Consider the following 16769-nt stretch of genomic DNA (forward strand, 5'->3'; position numbering starts at 1 on the left):
GGGTGAGTTTCGCTGACCGTACCATCGACAATAGAAGGAATGACCGTCTCGTTTGGGTGGGAATAACAGGTATAGGTTGATAGGGATGATAAGTTTTAAGGATTCTAAGCTGTCTTTTGGGTTTAAAGGAAAATTGATTTTGATGGTCGCTATCGTCAGTTCCAGTGCCTTGGCATTTACGAACTGGTTCACGCTTAGCCTGGCCACTGATCAAGTAAACCAAACGATTTATAACGAGATTGATCACTCGTTAACGATAGAAATTAATCAGATTGAAAGCACCGTCCAGCGCACCATCGATACGGTCAATTCCGTTGCACAAGAGTTCATGAAATCCCCATACCAAGTACCAAACGAAGCGCTGATGCATTTTGCCGCTAAACTCGGTGGTATTGACAAGATTGTAGTGGGTTTTGATGATGGTCGGTCTTACACTTCTCGTCCTTCAGAGTCTTTCCCCAACGGTGTTGGAATCAAAGAAAAATACAACCCAACGACTCGTCCTTGGTATCAACAAGCGAAATTGAAATCAGGTTTATCTTTTAGTGAGCTGTTTTTCACTAAGAGTACTCAAGTGCCTATGATTGGTGTGACTTACACCTATCAAGATCGCGTCATCATGGCAGACATTCGATTTGATGATTTGGAAACTCAGCTCAAACAGCTAGATAGCATCTACGATGCCAAAGGTATCATTGTGGATGAGCGAGGGATGGTAATTGCATCCACAATAGAAAACGTGCTTCCACAGAGCAATATATCTTCTGCTGACGCCTTAACGAAACTCAATGAAGCTATCGAACGACCGGATCAATTCATTGAAGGTGTGATTGATGGTAATCAGCGAATCTTGATGGCTAAGAAGGTCGATATTGGCAGCCAGAAAGAGTGGTACATGATTTCAAGTATTGATCCTGAACTTGCGCTCGATCAGCTGAATGGTGTGATGTCGGATGCTCGAATGCTGATTATTGCCTGTGTGTTGGGGTCGGTCATATTGATGATTTTACTCCTGAATCGTTTCTACCGCCCAATCGTGTCATTGCGTAAGATTGTTCACGACCTTTCTCAAGGTAATGGCGACCTGACCCAAAGGCTCGCAGAGAAAGGTAATGACGACCTAGGACACATCGCCAAAGACATCAACTTGTTCATCATTGGCTTGCAAGAGATGGTTAAAGACGTGAAATTCAAGAACTCAGATCTTGATACCAAGGTATTAAGTATTCGAGAAGGCTGCAAGGAAACCAGCGATGTACTGAAAGTTCATACCGATGAAACGGTTCAGGTGGTCTCTGCGATTAATGGATTGTCCGAGGCTTCAAGTGAAGTCGAGAAGAACTCACAGTTTGCGGCAGAAGCAGCGCAAGATGCGGCCGTGTCCAGTGACGAGACTAAGCAAATTAACACTGTGACCGAAACGTACATCAGTGATCTTGAGAAGCAAGTTTGTACGACGTCGGACGATATTCGTTCTATGGCCAATGAAACACAGAGCATTCAGTCGATAGTGTCTGTGATTGGTGGTATTGCTGAGCAAACCAACTTGCTTGCGCTGAATGCATCCATTGAGGCGGCGAGAGCAGGCGAGCACGGTCGAGGTTTTGCTGTCGTGGCTGACGAAGTCCGTGCGCTAGCAAACCGAACTCAAATCAGCACCTCTGAAATCGAAGAGGCGTTATCCGGGTTGCAATCTAAATCGGATGGCTTGGTTAAATCGATCGAGTTAACGAAGAGCAATTGTGAGATGACTCGTGCTCAAGTTGTGCAAGCGGTAAACATGCTAGCGAAGCTGACGGAACAGATGAAAACCGTGAGTCGTTTCAACAACGATATCTCTGCTTCTTCTGTCGAGCAAAATGCCTTGATTCATAGTATCGCTAAGAACATGTATAAGATTGAAAGCTTCGTTGAGGAACTCAATAAGCTAAGCCAAGATCAACTGACAGAGTCGGCTGAAATCAAAACACTGAATGGCAGCGTTAGCGAGCTAATGAGTAGCTTTAAAGTCTAACGCTTCTATTAATAAACCATAAAAATCAATATCTTAATTATGGATTTTAGCCTGAGAGCCACTCCAAACCTGTCGAGTTTAGAGTGGCCTTTCTGCGTTGTTTTTGTCTCTAAATCCTCGATAACGCCACCTCATATCACCTCATTTGTCGCATCTCACATTATGATAAACAGACAATTGACATAAAATAGTACAAATATATCTTGTCACTCTACTCTTATGGATAAGTGAGATAAATGTGAATAAGCCAATCCTCATCGTCGCGCTTGCTTCGCTCACCTATGGTTGTGGTGGAAGTAGTTCAAATAGCTCGACTGATAGCAATGACTCCTCTGATAACAGCAGCCCAGGGACTTCTTATGGTGTTGTAGCACCTTATGGCATCGCTAAGTATCAAAACATTCTGTCAGGTTCTGACCTTCAAGTATCGGATCCTAACGGTGCGGAGGGTAACAAAACGTCTGAAGTGAAAGATGGTAATTTCGATGGCTATATCAGTGATTACTTTTACGCAGATGAAGGGACAGAAAACCTTATTTTTAGAATGACGAACTATAAGATGCGTTCTGAGGTTCGTGAGGGAGAAAACTTCGATATCAATGAAACGGGTGTAAGACGAAGCTTGTATGCGGAAATAAGCTTACCTGATATCGAGCATGCAATGGCGAGTTCACCTGCCGACCATGATGAAGTGACGTTGCTGCAGATACACAATAAGGGGACTGATGAGAGTGGTACCGGTTACATTCCTCATCCATTATTGCGTGTGGTATGGGAGCAGGAGAGGGACGGCCTTACCGGTCATTATTGGGCGGTCATGAAGAACAATGCGATTGATTGTAGCAGTGCGGCTGACTCTTCGGATTGTTATGCTACGTCATACAATCGTTACGATTTAGGTGAGGCGGAATTGGATAGTTTTACCAAGTTTGATCTTTCTGTTTATGAGAACACACTGTCGCTCAAAGTGAATGATGAAGTAAAAGTGAATCAAGACATCGCTTACTGGCAGCATTTATTGAGCTACTTCAAAGCGGGTATCTATAACCAATTTGAGAATGGTGAAGCGACTGCTTACTATCAGGCGTTGAGATACACCACGACTCAAATCGATGGATCAAACGATTGGGACATTAATGATTGGAAGCTGACTATTCCACCGAGTAAGAATGATTGGTATGGAAGCGGTGGTGACAGTGCTGCTGAGTTAGAACCAGAACGTTGCGAATCGAGTAAAGATCTTCTTTCAAATGACAGCGATGTGTACGACAGTGATATTGCTCTTTCTTACTTCAATACTGATGAAGGAAGAATGCACTTTAGAGCGGGTATGGGATACGGCACCTCTACCCAAAACTCTAGCTATATTCGCTCTGAGCTCAGAGAGCTATACCAAAGCAGTGATCAACCAGATTGCAGCACCAGCGATAAAGATACAAGTTGGTACTTAGACGACACCAGAGCCAACACAACCAGTCACGAGTTAACCGCAACCCTGCGAATCGAGGACTATCCGAACATTAATAACCAGGCCCCGAAAGTAGTGCTTGGGCAAATACACGGCTGGAAGATCAATCAAGCCCTAGTGAAGTTACTTTGGGAGGGTGAGGGTAAACCAGTACGAGTGATTTTGAACTCCGACTTTGAACGTAACAACCAAGATTGCGATTATTGCGAACCGTTCAGTGTAGAGCTAGGTACTTATTCGGCAAGTGAAGAGTGGCGATATACGATACGTGCCAACCAAGACGGAGTGTACTTAGCAACTCATGACTTAGATGGAACCAACACTGTTTCCCATTCAATTCTTTGGGGACAAGATTATACCGACAAAGATGGCGACACTGTGTTGTTAACCTCCGATTGGACATCGACAGATATTGCTTTCTATTTCAAAGCGGGCATTTACCCTCAATTTAAACCTGATAGCGGCTATGCTGGTGAGGTGTTCGATGTCAGCTTTAGTTCTCTTAGAGCGGCACACTATTGATTGAGCCGAGATTTAAGCCGTTCCTACATTAAATTAAAAGACCACATTAGCTATTGGTAATGTGGTCTTTTTGGTTTTTAGGGAGAGATAAATCGGCGTTTTCTGATTGCTGGGAACTCGTCTTATTGAGTTTATAGCGCGCACATTCTGTGGAGGAGAGCCGTAGATGACGAGCCTATTTTGTATTCTAAATTTCTATATATTGTCTTTTATCAATAGGAAGTGTGATCCAGTTAAAGTATGAAAGATCGGAAAGTGTCCTCAGTCTCATTTATTCAACGAAACGTTTTATTTGTATTATAAGACTACGTAATATTTTCATGTTATCGCAAATACTGAGAGGGGAATCGCCTTATAGCTCGTGTTTGCTGATTGATGCTTTCACTTACGAACGCTGTCTTTGTATTATAATAATGGATTAAATATGAAACAAATCACTCTAAAAACCTTACTCGCTTCTTCTATTATGCTTGCCGTTGGTTGCGCGACTACAAGCACAACCAACGCAGACTTCCCTAACAACAAAGAAACGGGTGAAGCGCTTCTTACTCCGGTTGCTGCTACCGCTAGCAGTCACGATGGAAATGGCCCAGATCGTCTCATTGACCAAGACCTAACAACACGTTGGTCGTCAGCGGGTGACGGTGAGTGGGCAATGCTAGATTATGGTTCAGTACAAGAGTTTGACGCTGTTCAAGCATCCTTCAGTAAAGGTAATGAGCGCCAATCTAAGTTTGATATTCAAGTGAGTGTCGATGGTGAAAATTGGACGACGGTACTTGAGAACCAACTGAGTTCTGGTAAAGCTATCGGCCTTGAGCGTTTCCAATTTGAGCCTGCGGTGAAAGCACGTTACGTAAGATATGTTGGTCACGGCAACACCAAAAACGGTTGGAACAGTGTGACTGGGTTAGCAGCGGTTAACTGTAGCATCAACGCTTGTCCAGCGAGTCACATCATCACTTCAGACGTGGTGGCTGCAGAAGCGGTGCTTATTGCTGAAATGAAAGCAGCGGAAAAAGCGCGTAAAGCAGCACGCAAAGATCTACGCTCAGGTAACTTCGGCGTAGCAGCAGTTTACCCTTGTGAGACTTCAGTTAAATGTGACACTCGCAGCGCGCTACCTGTTCCGACAGGCCTACCAGCGACACCCGTTGCCGGTAATGCACCGAGCGAAAACTTCGACATGACTCACTGGTACCTGTCTCAACCATTCGACCATGACAAAAACGGTAAGCCAGATGATGTATCCGAGTGGAACCTTGCAAACGGGTATCAACACCCAGAAATCTTCTATACCGCAGACGACGGTGGTCTAGTGTTCAAGTCTTACGTGAAAGGTGTACGTACATCTAAAAACACTAAGTACGCGCGTACCGAGCTTCGTGAGATGATGCGTCGTGGTGACCAGTCTATCAGTACGAAAGGTGTTAATAAGAACAACTGGGTATTCTCAAGCGCACCTGAAGCTGATTTAGAAGCTGCGGCTGGTATCGATGGCGTTCTAGAAGCAACATTGAAAATCGATCATGCGACAACAACGGGTAATGCGAATGAAGTAGGTCGCTTTATCATTGGTCAGATTCACGATCAAAACGATGAGCCGATTCGTTTGTACTACCGTAAATTGCCAAACCAACCAACGGGCGCAGTTTACTTTGCACACGAAAGCCAAGACGCGACCAAAGAGGACTTCTATCCTCTAGTGGGAGACATGACGGCTGAAGTAGGTGAAGACGGTATCGCACTTGGTGAAGTGTTCAGCTACCGTATTGACGTTAAAGGCAACACGATGACGGTAACGCTAATGCGTGAAGGCAAAGACGATGTTGTACAAGTGGTTGATATGAGCAACAGCGGCTATGACGTTGGCGGCAAGTACATGTATTTTAAAGCGGGTGTTTACAACCAAAATATCAGCGGCGACCTAGACGATTACTCTCAAGCGACTTTCTACCAGCTAGACGTATCGCACGATCAATACCAAAAGTAATCGAACCGAATAGCACTTAATATTTAAGTTATCGCAATAGCCTCCAGCCTTAGGGTTTGGAGGCTTTTTTGTGTCTGTTGTTTGAGCTGGGGAAATAGTTGGCCGTTAAATAGATCAAGTAGAGGGGCTGGTGGTTAGCCATACTTTTAAGTTCTAAATTTTGCCTCTCACCTCTTATTCAATCGTCAACACAGCTTCCCATTCGCCTCACGTGCCTATATTGGTAAGCCGTGGCTCAAGCTATTGTTGCTGAGAACGATAGGCTTAGGTTGTCTTGGGTATGATTAAACCAACCGCCGCATTAATACTGATATCTAATGTCTGGATTCTAAGGGCAGTTTACTAGTTGAGAATACGGCTTGTTAACAGCGGAAGTTATTGAATTAACAGATGTGGTTTTAGTTACCAACAGAAACTGATTTTGACGTTCGATAACATTCTAGAAGCCTCAATAGAAATTCGCGAGGTGACTTATTAGAAGTGAAGGTGATTTTAGATAATCGGTGTTTAGCTTCTAGGCGTGTACATTGGACCGGTACAAAAAAGCCTCTAGCAAAACTAGAGGCTTTTGGCAGAACTAAATAGGCACTACTCAGCTGTAAACTGAGCTACACGCTCTTGGATTTGTTCATCAGTAAGTACTTCATTCCAAACTGCGATATTGTCAACTGAACCATCAAAGTTCTTATCACTACTAGAAGAACCACCTAAAAGAATAAACTTGTCATCTGTTGTATTTTCAACAACATCGAAATCGACACTTTTTGAGTGAACAAGAGTACCATCGATATACAAGTTAGCAGTCGAGTCTGAGTGACTGTATGTCGCCAAGATGTGGTACCAATTATCTTCAACAAGGTATACGTCTCCTTCACTAGATTTCGCTTCGGTACTTAAGCCATTATCCTCTGCATCAAGGCCTCCGTACACCTTAAACTTGATTGAGTTGTCTGATGACTCTAGGTAGAGCTTAAACCCTAAGTAATCACTTGTTTCCGCGAAATCAACAAGTGAAACGTCTGAAGAGTACCCAAAACGATCTGCTTTGATTACTGTCTCTACAGAAAATGACCCTTCAATTGCTTGAGCACCAGTAGTAGTTTCAGAAGTTGCATTGTAGTACACGTAACCATAGCCACCACCTGTAGCTGAATCTTGGTCAATATGCATTGCACCTGTACCAGCTGCGCCTGCTGTCGTTGTGATTAAAGGAGATCCTGACTTACTCGTTAGATCATTTTTAGCACTGCCGCTATCTACTGCATAATCGGAGCTATCAAAAGTGTACTCATTTAACGCAACCGGAAAGTCTCCAACTGGCGGCTCTGGGTTTTCTGGATCGACAGGAGCCTCTCCAGTCAAACTAATAACCGTAGCTTCAGAAGTGCTACTGTTATACGGGTTGTTGTTTAAGTCATATCCAACGGAGTAGTCATTGAAAGTGTCTTTGAACTCTTCAACATACTCTCCAGTAGACTCATTAAGAGAGTATACTTTTAGGTTGTCGGCAATCAGTTCATATGGCGTTACGCCACTGTTTGTTCCTAGACGAAGGGCAATAACTTGAACTTCACCTGAACTATTTGATGAGACCGCTCCAGTATAGGTTTCACCATTGATGGTAAAGGTATGTGACGTTGGCGTCCAAACCACCTCGACAGTTGCATCAAACGTGCTGTTTGCATCAAAGGTACCGCCAGTCGCAGTTAGTGAACCAGAAGCGTCGCGGAATTGAATAATACCGTCACCAATCGCTATGTCACCGTGATGATAAGCGTTGCTTACTTTATCGTTCTCATCATTGGTTGAATAAAGCGAAATATAAGAGTTGTTCTGACCTTCATCAACTTGAGTGCTATCAGGATTAAGTTGGTAGGTTAGATCAACAGTTAACTTACCTGAAGAAATCGTTTTGCCGACCGTAGAGCTCGTGTTTAAGATCTTCAGTCTCAACTCACCAGTATCATCGGTTAATGTATCTAAAATTTGAGCGGCATTATTAACGCCTGAAGCTTCATCTGCTGTGTCTGCAGAACTCGTAACTTCAGTATTTTCGCTGTGGTCGGTACCTGAAATAGGAATGTTGCCGCCAATACTAAGCCCACCGTCAGCTGCGGAGTAATCACCATCTACGGATATTGTGCTTACTGAACCATCATTATTGAATAGCGTGAACGCAACTTGACCTGAAGTATCATCTTCAATTGTCTCTTCATAAGTGGTTTCAAATCGTTCGTATTCACCGAGTGTGGTGTCAGCTGAATTGTCAGTGTAGTAATAAAGTGTCTCACCATCTGCTGAGAAGCGATATACGTTGGGTAAATCAGTACTACTCGATGATGAATAGGCTGCTGAGAATGCTGAAGTATCAGAAAATTCCCAATAACCATTTAATAATGCTGAGGTAGGTGTTGCAGGATCGGTAGAACCATCCGTCGGAATAGGTAAACCATCACTGTTACAACCAAATAATAAACCTGTCGAAAGGGCGACAGCAGTAGCGACTTTAGAAATCTGCATAAAATATTCTCTTTATGATATTAAATCCATATGTAAATCACATAAGAAATAGATAATAAGTAGTCGTTAAATATTTTTAGGATAAAGCTAATATTTATTAGAACATCCTATTCTTTAAAATAAAGTAATTTAAATAGCCCAAATTTTTACGAGAGGAGAGGGCTAATTTAATTAATTTGACTATTTAGAATGAGTAAGCAACACCAACACGGTATTTAGCTTCACGATCTTTAGAAGACGAGCTGATATCAGATGACCAGATTTCTGCAAAAGGTTTCCATGAACCAAACTTGTAGTTTACTTTTAAACCTGCGTCCCACTCCCAATCATCACTATTATATAGAAGTACGTTATCTAGCGATTTTACATAGTTAGCTTCGTAAGAAAGGCCAAGTTTAGGTAGAGATTGAATTTTGTAAGAACCCGTTAGTGTGACTTTTGATTTCTGTGCTGACTCTAAACGCTCACCAGTCTCTGAATCTTTGTCACCAAATTGAGTGTGGTTGCGGAAATCAGCATACTCGTGACGGTAACGAATGGCAGTCGTTAATCCCATATCCGCCTTATAACCAACACGGAATTGAGGTTTGTAAGTGACTTTTTTCATCTTCCAGTCACCGCCGTTGTAGTTCGGCTCATCCCAGTCCCAAGCGATCGGCATACCAACTTGTAGATACCAGTTGTTATCGACTTTGTAAGTTGCTGTATTTTCTACTTCCATACCGTAAATATACCAATTGCCGTCATAGAAGCTTCTACTGTTTGCTGACTTAACTTCACCTGAATCAGCATCGTAGTATGAGTCGTCGGTATGGAATTTAACTTCAAGACCTGTTGAGTGCTTCCACTTATCAGATAGCTTAAAGCTGTGGCCTAGTTTCACGCGGTGCTGGTGGCGAGCGTCAACATGAGCTTCATCTCCGTTAGTTTTTGTATAGTCAGTCGCTGCACGATACTCATAACGGTAATCAAGTGTTGTTGCTGATGCCATGCCTGCAAATAAAGTTGTTGCCACTGCAATAGCAACCATATTCATCTTTTTCATCATTACTCTCATATTTTTAGATTTTCAACAAAGTAAAGGTAGGGTGTATCTTTTGAGTTGCTCATTAACTCATACAATAATCTTATATGTTAAGTTTATGAAAAAGTGTGAGCTAGGCTGCAATGCGAATAAATCAAATATTGACTAGTTTGTTAATTGAGGGGTGAGTCACTCATTTTTGGAATGCGACATACAATAAATGGTCTTTTTTGTTAAAATTAGCGGTTTTTTGGTCGTTAATTTAACATTTAAGTCGCTATCTATAGCAAAGCGTTATGAATATCCCATTTTTAATGCTGTGTTTAATCTCAATAATGACGCCCCTCTCAGTTTTCCAATGTTGACGAAAAAAGCAAAGGTCATGTGATAAAATAATACAAATCTTTTATGTGTGGTGTGACAATAGGAAGCGCTCGGCTATCAGATAAATGACTTTTATCTTTTAATAGGCCGTGGTTTTGGGAGTGTCATGCTTAGAATGTTTGTCCAACGGATGGTCGCGTAAAAAATGAAAAACGTAATATGTTTGGCAGTCACTGCTTCAATTTCTTTGGGAGCCTATGCTTCTGACATGAAAGCTCCAGCCAACTACAGTCAGTTTCAAGATATTTTGAATATGTCAAAACTTCAGATGTCAGATCCTGATGGTAAACCTGGCAACAAGAAAGATTATGCGAGCAAAGGCAAATTTGATGGTGTTGTGTTTGAACACTTCTATGTTGATGAACCCACTCAAGCTCTTGTCTTTAAAATGGCGGGTTACAAGAATCGCAGTGAGATTCGCGTCAATGACAACTTTAAGGTCGATGACCCTAATAAGTACCATCATCTGAGTGCTGAGTTTATGCCCATTAACCCTCGTGATTCGGTAAAAAACAGCGAAAAAAAACGTGATGAAATGACGTACCTGCAAGTGCATAACAAAGGGACGTACTACGACGGCAAGCCAGGTTCTCATGGCGAAGGGTATATTCCTCATCCTTTAGTTCGTGTGGTGTATGACGCCGACAGAAGTGGTAAGACAGATTGGTATTGGGCAATCATTAAAAATAATGCCGTTAATTGCAGCTCAAAGAGTGGGAATAAAGGATCAACGGAATGCAAAAAGGCTTATGTAAAATTGCCACTGGGTCCAATAGCTGAAAAAGGTACAGATAAGTTCGATATTTATGTCGGTAACCAAAGGTTAATTATCAACCATAACGACAGCACAGTTGTTAATCATGATATTAGTTATTGGAAAGATATGGTTAGCTATTATAAAGCGGGCGTTTATAACCAATTCAAGAATGGTGAAAGCGAAGCTCACTCCTACAATTTAGTTTATTCAATTAAAGATTCACCTGTTATTACCAACTAGGTTTCTTACACCTAGTTAATATTAATGGGTTTACAAATACTCGTTTGTTATTAAGGATAATTTGGATGTTCAAAAAAAATATGCTTGCTATAGCTTTGCTATCAGCAGTTCCTATTGTGTCGTTTGCAAATAACGGTGTGTCTTATCCAGTTCCCGCTGATAAGTTTGATATGCGAAATTGGAAAATAACGATCCCTTCAGATATTAATGAAGATGGACGTGTTGACGAAATCGAAGGGGTGGCAATGATGAGCTACTCACACAGCGATTTCTTCCACCTTGATAAAGACGGTAATCTCGTCTTTGAAGTACAAAACCAAGCGATTACCACGAAGAACTCGAAAAACGCACGCTCTGAGTTACGCCAGATGCCACGAGGTGCTGATTTCTCAATCGATACGGCGGACAAAGGAAACCAGTGGGCACTATCGAGCCACCCAGCAGCGAGTGAATACAGTGCGGTTGGTGGAACGCTAGAAGCGACGCTAAAGGTGAATCACGTTTCGATTAACGCTAAGTACCCGGAAAGATACCCAGCTCACTCGGTAGTTGTTGGCCAGATACACGCGAAGAAACACGATGCTTTGATCAAAGCAAAAACAGGTTACGGCCACGGTAACGAACCACTAAAAATCTTCTATAAGAAATTTCCTGATCAAGAGATGGGTTCAGTCTTTTGGAACTATGAACGCAACTTAGAGAAGAAAGATCCTAACCGTGCTGATATTGCTTACCCAGTTTGGGGCAATACTTGGGAAAACCCAGCAGAGCCTGGTGAAGCGGGAATTGCTCTAGGTGAAGAGTTCAGCTACAAAGTGGAAGTGAAGGGTACAATGATGTACCTAACATTTGAAACGGCTCGCCACGATACCGTTAAGTATGAAGTCGACTTGAGCAAGGGCATCGATGAACTTGATTCGCCAACAGGCTATGCGGAAGATGACTTTTACTATAAAGCGGGTGCGTACGGTCAATGCAGTGTAAGCGACTCTCACCCAGTGTGGGGCCCGGGTTGTGCAGGTACTGGCGATTTCGCTGTCGATAAAAAGAACGGCGATTACAATAGTGTGACTTTCTCAGCCCTTAAGCTGAACGGCAAGTAGTACATGCCATCACCAATAGGCTACCAGGGTTAACCAGAAGCTAGCCTTGATAGATGTTTTCTTAAGACCACTTAAACGAATGTTGAGTGGTCTTTTGGTTTTATAGGAGTTTAAATCAGCGAGGTGTATTGAAGTTTATCAATGAAAGGTATAGCAAAAACAATACAACCTTGCCAAAGGACAAGGTTGTATTCAGAAAGCTTAGACAGATCTTAGATATCTTTTAGAGATAACTCTGACCCTTCGAGTCAGTTGGAGATGAACGACATACCACAACTAGTCATACATCAACTCTTTAGCTTTGTCGGCATCAAATTCCTTTAGAGACTTTCGAGCTAAGTGACGGAATGGGAAAGCTTTAACGACTTCTTCGAATGGTTGGATAGCGAAGGCCCAAAAGATAGAGCCATCTAAACCAAAGATGATCAATGCACACAATGGAATTGAAATTACCCATTGACCCGTAAAGTTGATTTTGAAGACTGCGGTCGTTTTTCCTAGTGCTCTTAATACGTGTCCGTGAACGGTGTTGTAACCACGAACGATTGGCAAGAAAATGTAGAGTGGGGCAATAACGGCCAGCGCTTGATAAGTCGAGGCGTCAAGATCTGGGTAAATATCGCCAATCACCAAACTTAAACCTGCAAACATCACCGCACAAACCACAGAGATACCCACCGCAACATCAATACTGGTATCAACGTTTTTGGTTAGGTCATCCATTTTCTTCGAACCGATCGCCTGGCTGATCGTAATTGCGGAAGAATGAGCCCAAGCCGTAATGAATTGAGTACCGGCACGTATCCACGGCATCACCAAGGTGATCGCTACATAGGCGTTAATGTTGAGTTGTGAGTACAACAACTGATAGATCGTCGCGCCAATCGAAAGCATAGTTACGTTCGCTGCGACCGGGAATATCTCAATGAAGTGACGACGGATGTTAGTGATGAACTCTGACTTTTCAGTATCCAGTTTCAGAGATACGGACGAATCGTAATGCACACACAGAATCAAATACACAAGACGAATCGTAATGGCGATAACACTACCTAGTGCTGCACCTTGTACGCCAATCCCTTCAAAATTTGAGAAGCCGTGAATAAGCACATAAGAGAGCACGGCATTGACAGGCAGTTCGATCAAGTAACCTTTAAACGGGACCTTAGTTCTGCCCAGTCCATTAAACAAGGCAATGATTACTTGTGTTAAGGCTGTGAAGATCACCAGATATTTTGAGATGTCCAGATAATGACTGATCTCAAGGTGAAGTGTCTTATCGTCGGTTAATGCTTGGATTAGAGGTTGTTCAAAAAAAGTAAGCAGAAGCCAAAACATCGATGCGACGCCAACATTGATGAACAGACCCGCCCAAAATGCTTTCGATAGTGAAGAGCTGACACCAGAACCGACTGCGCGGCTGAGAACCAGCTGCGTACCATTAGCCAACGCCATTTGAATGCCTAACACAAATGCGATGATGGTCGTGGCAATGCCCATTGCAGCAAGAGGTATTTCACCAAGCGGAGAAACCAATAACGTGTCGATCATCAACATCGACTGCATCAGTAATGCGTTTAAGGCGAGGGGCCAGGCGAGAGAGAAGTTTTTCCTTACGTACGATTGCGAAGACACAAACAACACCTTATGTGTATAACCGTAAGCTTTCTCTGAGACGACCCGACTTCAAGGTTTAAAGATGAAACACTACGGTATGGATGGTAAAAAATTGGACGCTAAAATGTGACTGACTCGTGTATTGAAATACACGAGTCAGTTTGGTAAATCTTGGTTATGCGATGGCGAGTTCAACCCGAGACAGCTTTTGGTTTTCATCGTCTAGTAACACTTGTGAGGCTATTCGAGCCTGCTGAGCGTTACCCGACATAATCGCGTCGTATATCGCTTTGTGTTCTTCTAAACAGAAGCGACCGCCTTCGGCTGAATGGTCGATGAACTGCTTGAAGATTGTCGACAGAATGTTCGCGAATGGGATGTAGAACTGATTACCTGTCGATAAGAAAATCGTTTGGTGAAACAGGTGATCGTTGGTTGTCCACTCTTCATAATCAAAGCTATTGGCCGCAATGGTCATCTTTTGGAACAGAATCGAAAGCTCTTTGCGTTGTTCTACCGTTGCGTTGGTTGCTGCTAGCGCACACGCTTCTGGGTCAATCGCTTTTCTTAAGCCTAAGAACTGAGACAAGAAGGGTTTGGTGTCTTCTAAGTCTTGAATCCAATACAGCAATTGCGGATCTAAGAAGTGCCATTGCGTTCTTGGTTTGATACGAGTGCCTACTTTCGGTTTTGACTCAATCAACCCCTTTGCAGAAAGTAGCTTGGTTGATTCTCGAAGGGCAGTTCTGCTTACTCCAAAGATATCGCACAGCTCCATTTCGCTAGGTAACTTTTGATTTTCTTGTAACTCGCCAGATAAGATCTTGCGAGCAATTTGTCGCGCCACTTGAACATGAATTCGGCGGCTTGAATCTTCCACCAATGTAAATATTGACATTTAAACCACCTGAAATTGAAACTTTAAAAACAAAAAAAGCCAGACGAATCTGGCGTTTTGATGTCAGTGTATACGTCTAATATAGCGTGAGGTTTTGCCTCATCTATTAAGGTCTTGTGACCTAATGTAATGTGTAACTTAAAGCGCTGCCTTAAAGCTGAGCTTCAGTCTTTAAGCCAAGGCATTATTTGCCTAAGCTAGGGTGCTATCTGTCCGCCGTTTACATCCAAGATTTGTCCTGTGATGTAACCGCTGCAAGCATGGGATGCAAAGAAAGCAAAAGTCGGTGCAACTTCTTCGATATTGCCAAAGCGTCCCATTGGGATGTTGCTGGCAATGTTCGATTTTAGCTCGTCACTTTTACCATCGTGAAATGCAGTATCGATAGTACCCGGAGAAACAATGTTGAAACGGATATTGTCTTTCGCAAACTCTTTCACCCAGTTACGGTGAATGTCGTGTAACCACGCTTTTGAAGCTGCATAGATGCCAGCACCCACACCGCCACCTTCACGAGCCGCAATCGACCCCGTGCTGATAACACACGATGTTTGCCCCGACTCAGCAGCAGAAGCACGTAAGTGGGGGATAGAGAACTTGGTTGTCATTAATGCAGAGCGAACGTTGAGATCCATAACTCGTTCATAAAACTCGTCATCGATACTTTCTAGATTTGCACGACCGCCTAAGCCACCTGCGTTATTGATCAAGACATCCATGCCACCAAAATGCTCGGTGAACTCTTTTACTAATCTTTCGCACTCTGATGTGTCCATCAGATTTGCTGGGAAAAACGCAACATCGCCACCCAGTGCAGTGAGTTCTGTTAGTACGTCATCCACTTTTGGGCTGAAAGCACGACTATTGATGCCAATCTTTGCACCATACTTTGCAAAAATACGTGCGGTAGCTAAGCCCATACCAGCAGTAGAGCCAGTAATTAGAATGCGTTTGCCTTTTAAATCGTTAAACATCAGAGTCGCCTATATTGTAGATTATTTGCGTTAATAAATCATACAATAACACTTGCCATATTCAAGGGTGTTCATCTCAAAACCGATCATTAACGACATAAATAGTGAGAGTAAGAGTGGTTTTGTGAGTTCGCGCATACTCAAAAAGTGTAAATAAGAACTATTTGTATGAATAAATAGATTGAAGAGGTCTAATGTGTTGAATAGGGGTAAGATGAGTGAAATATTGCTCTAGACTATATCAGGAGTGACCTCACGTTATTCTTATACTGAGTTGGTGCAGGTATAAATCGGTGATATAGTCCGGGTTAAATAATACATATCTAATAAGTAAGTAGACACATGGCTGGCTCTTTCAATTCGATTTCAGGCTCTAAGCGAAGCCTTCATGTGCAAGTTGCACGTGAAATCGCTCGTGGTATTTTGTCGGGCAATTTGCCTCAAGGTTCTATTATCCCTGGTGAAATGGCTCTGTGTGAGCAATTTGGTATCAGTAGAACAGCATTAAGAGAAGCGGTGAAACTTCTGACTTCAAAAGGTCTACTAGAATCTCGTCCTAAGATTGGTACTCGTGTGGTTGACCGCGCATTCTGGAACTTCCTCGATCCACAATTGATCGAGTGGATGGATGGCCTAGCAGACACAGACCAATTTTGTCATCAGTTTTTAGGCTTACGCCGTGCGATTGAACCAGAAGCGTGTGCGTTGGCTGCTCAATTTGCGAGCGCTGAGCAACGTATTGAACTTTCGGGTATTTTCCAACAGATGGTAGAAATCTCGAGTGCAGAAGAATTCGACCAAGAGAGTTGGTTAGATATCGACATGAAGTTCCACAGCTTGATTTTCAACGCAACGGGCAACGACTTCTACCTGCCGTTTGGTAATATCTTGACGACGATGTTTGTTAACTTTATTTCTCATTCTTCTGAAGAGGGAAGTACGTGTATTAACGAACACCGCCAAATTTATGAAGCAATCATGGCGGGTAACAGTGACAAAGCGCGCCAAGCGTCTGCAAGCCACCTGTTAGAAACTAATCACAGATTACCAGTGGCTAGCTGATTGTTTTAAAAAGCTTTAGTTTTAAAATGACTTTGGTTTATAAAAAGATACTGATTTAAAAATCTTAGTTAAAACAAACTGACACCTAAAAAGCACGTTCGATACGTGCTTTTTTTGTATTCAAATTTGATGAAAACCTGACCAGTGTCCAATATTTAATCTATTATTTACCGTTTTATTAAAATCACTAGTA

Annotated in this window: 11 protein-coding genes; 6 read left to right on the forward strand and 5 right to left on the reverse strand. The window is 42.6% G+C overall.

Annotated features, from left to right (window positions below; genetic code table 11):
- Positions 1-142: 142 nt before the first annotated feature.
- The 3 genes from F0232_RS05135 to F0232_RS05145 all read left to right on the forward strand — a co-directional run bounded on the left by F0232_RS05135 (position 143) and on the right by F0232_RS05145 (position 5997).
- Positions 143-2014 carry a methyl-accepting chemotaxis protein gene (locus tag F0232_RS05135; protein WP_105057250.1) on the forward strand — a complete coding sequence of 624 codons (1872 nt, stop codon included), beginning with the start codon at positions 143-145 and terminating at the stop codon, positions 2012-2014.
- Positions 2015-2252: 238 nt separating this feature from the next.
- A complete protein-coding gene (locus F0232_RS05140) occupies positions 2253-4004 on the forward strand; it encodes a polysaccharide lyase family 7 protein (protein WP_105057249.1) in 1752 nt (583 codons plus the stop codon).
- Between the two features lie 424 nt (positions 4005-4428).
- Positions 4429-5997, forward strand: coding sequence for a polysaccharide lyase family 7 protein (locus F0232_RS05145; protein ID WP_105057248.1), 1569 nt, complete (start codon positions 4429-4431; stop codon positions 5995-5997).
- A gap of 588 nt (positions 5998-6585) precedes the next feature.
- Here the strand turns inward: F0232_RS05145 and F0232_RS05150 are convergent.
- Complete coding sequence (locus tag F0232_RS05150; RefSeq protein WP_061032704.1) at positions 6586-8517, reverse strand: LamG domain-containing protein; 1932 nt, start codon at positions 8515-8517, stop codon at positions 6586-6588.
- Between the two features lie 184 nt (positions 8518-8701).
- Positions 8702-9562, reverse strand: coding sequence for an oligogalacturonate-specific porin KdgM family protein (locus F0232_RS05155; RefSeq protein ID WP_061032703.1), 861 nt, complete (start codon positions 9560-9562; stop codon positions 8702-8704).
- A gap of 508 nt (positions 9563-10070) precedes the next feature.
- Between F0232_RS05155 and F0232_RS05160 the strand changes: the two genes are divergently transcribed.
- Both F0232_RS05160 and F0232_RS05165 read left to right on the forward strand, forming a co-directional pair.
- Entirely contained in the window at positions 10071-10922 is an 852-nt protein-coding gene (locus F0232_RS05160) for a polysaccharide lyase family 7 protein (protein WP_081090337.1), read from the forward strand.
- 65 nt (positions 10923-10987) lie between these two features.
- Positions 10988-12025 (forward strand): polysaccharide lyase family 7 protein, encoded by a 1038-nt coding sequence (locus F0232_RS05165; protein ID WP_061032701.1) that lies wholly within the window; start codon positions 10988-10990, stop codon positions 12023-12025.
- Positions 12026-12301: 276 nt separating this feature from the next.
- Here the strand turns inward: F0232_RS05165 and F0232_RS05170 are convergent, their stop codons facing one another.
- The 3 genes from F0232_RS05170 to F0232_RS05180 all read right to left on the reverse strand — a co-directional run bounded on the left by F0232_RS05170 (position 12302) and on the right by F0232_RS05180 (position 15514).
- Positions 12302-13669, reverse strand: coding sequence for an MATE family efflux transporter (locus F0232_RS05170; RefSeq protein ID WP_105057247.1), 1368 nt, complete (start codon positions 13667-13669; stop codon positions 12302-12304).
- Positions 13670-13817: 148 nt separating this feature from the next.
- Positions 13818-14540, reverse strand: coding sequence for a FadR/GntR family transcriptional regulator (locus F0232_RS05175; RefSeq protein ID WP_017632465.1), 723 nt, complete (start codon positions 14538-14540; stop codon positions 13818-13820).
- Positions 14541-14737: 197 nt separating this feature from the next.
- Positions 14738-15514 carry an SDR family NAD(P)-dependent oxidoreductase gene (locus tag F0232_RS05180; RefSeq protein ID WP_105057246.1) on the reverse strand — a complete coding sequence of 259 codons (777 nt, stop codon included), beginning with the start codon at positions 15512-15514 and terminating at the stop codon, positions 14738-14740.
- A gap of 342 nt (positions 15515-15856) precedes the next feature.
- Here F0232_RS05180 and F0232_RS05185 point away from each other — a divergent pair, with 342 nt between their 5' ends.
- On the forward strand, positions 15857-16576 hold the full coding sequence (locus F0232_RS05185) for a FadR/GntR family transcriptional regulator (protein WP_017632463.1): 720 nt from the start codon (positions 15857-15859) through the stop codon (positions 16574-16576).
- Positions 16577-16769: the final 193 nt, after the last annotated feature.

The organism is Vibrio sp. T3Y01 (assembly GCF_013114525.1).
In the GTDB taxonomy this organism is placed as follows: Bacteria; Pseudomonadota; Gammaproteobacteria; order Enterobacterales; family Vibrionaceae; genus Vibrio; species Vibrio chagasii_B.

Coding starts and splice junctions, on each gene's coding strand:
- F0232_RS05135 (WP_105057250.1), top strand. CDS start 143: ATGGTCGCTATCGTCAGTTCCAGTGCCTTGGCATTTACGAACTGGTTC.
- F0232_RS05145 (WP_105057248.1), top strand. CDS start 4,429: ATGAAACAAATCACTCTAAAAACCTTACTCGCTTCTTCTATTATGCTT.
- F0232_RS05150 (WP_061032704.1), bottom strand. CDS start 8,517: ATGCAGATTTCTAAAGTCGCTACTGCTGTCGCCCTTTCGACAGGTTTA.
- F0232_RS05155 (WP_061032703.1), bottom strand. CDS start 9,562: ATGAAAAAGATGAATATGGTTGCTATTGCAGTGGCAACAACTTTATTT.
- F0232_RS05160 (WP_081090337.1), top strand. CDS start 10,071: ATGAAAAACGTAATATGTTTGGCAGTCACTGCTTCAATTTCTTTGGGA.
- F0232_RS05165 (WP_061032701.1), top strand. CDS start 10,988: ATGTTCAAAAAAAATATGCTTGCTATAGCTTTGCTATCAGCAGTTCCT.
- F0232_RS05175 (WP_017632465.1), bottom strand. CDS start 14,540: ATGTCAATATTTACATTGGTGGAAGATTCAAGCCGCCGAATTCATGTT.
- F0232_RS05180 (WP_105057246.1), bottom strand. CDS start 15,514: ATGTTTAACGATTTAAAAGGCAAACGCATTCTAATTACTGGCTCTACT.
- F0232_RS05185 (WP_017632463.1), top strand. CDS start 15,857: ATGGCTGGCTCTTTCAATTCGATTTCAGGCTCTAAGCGAAGCCTTCAT.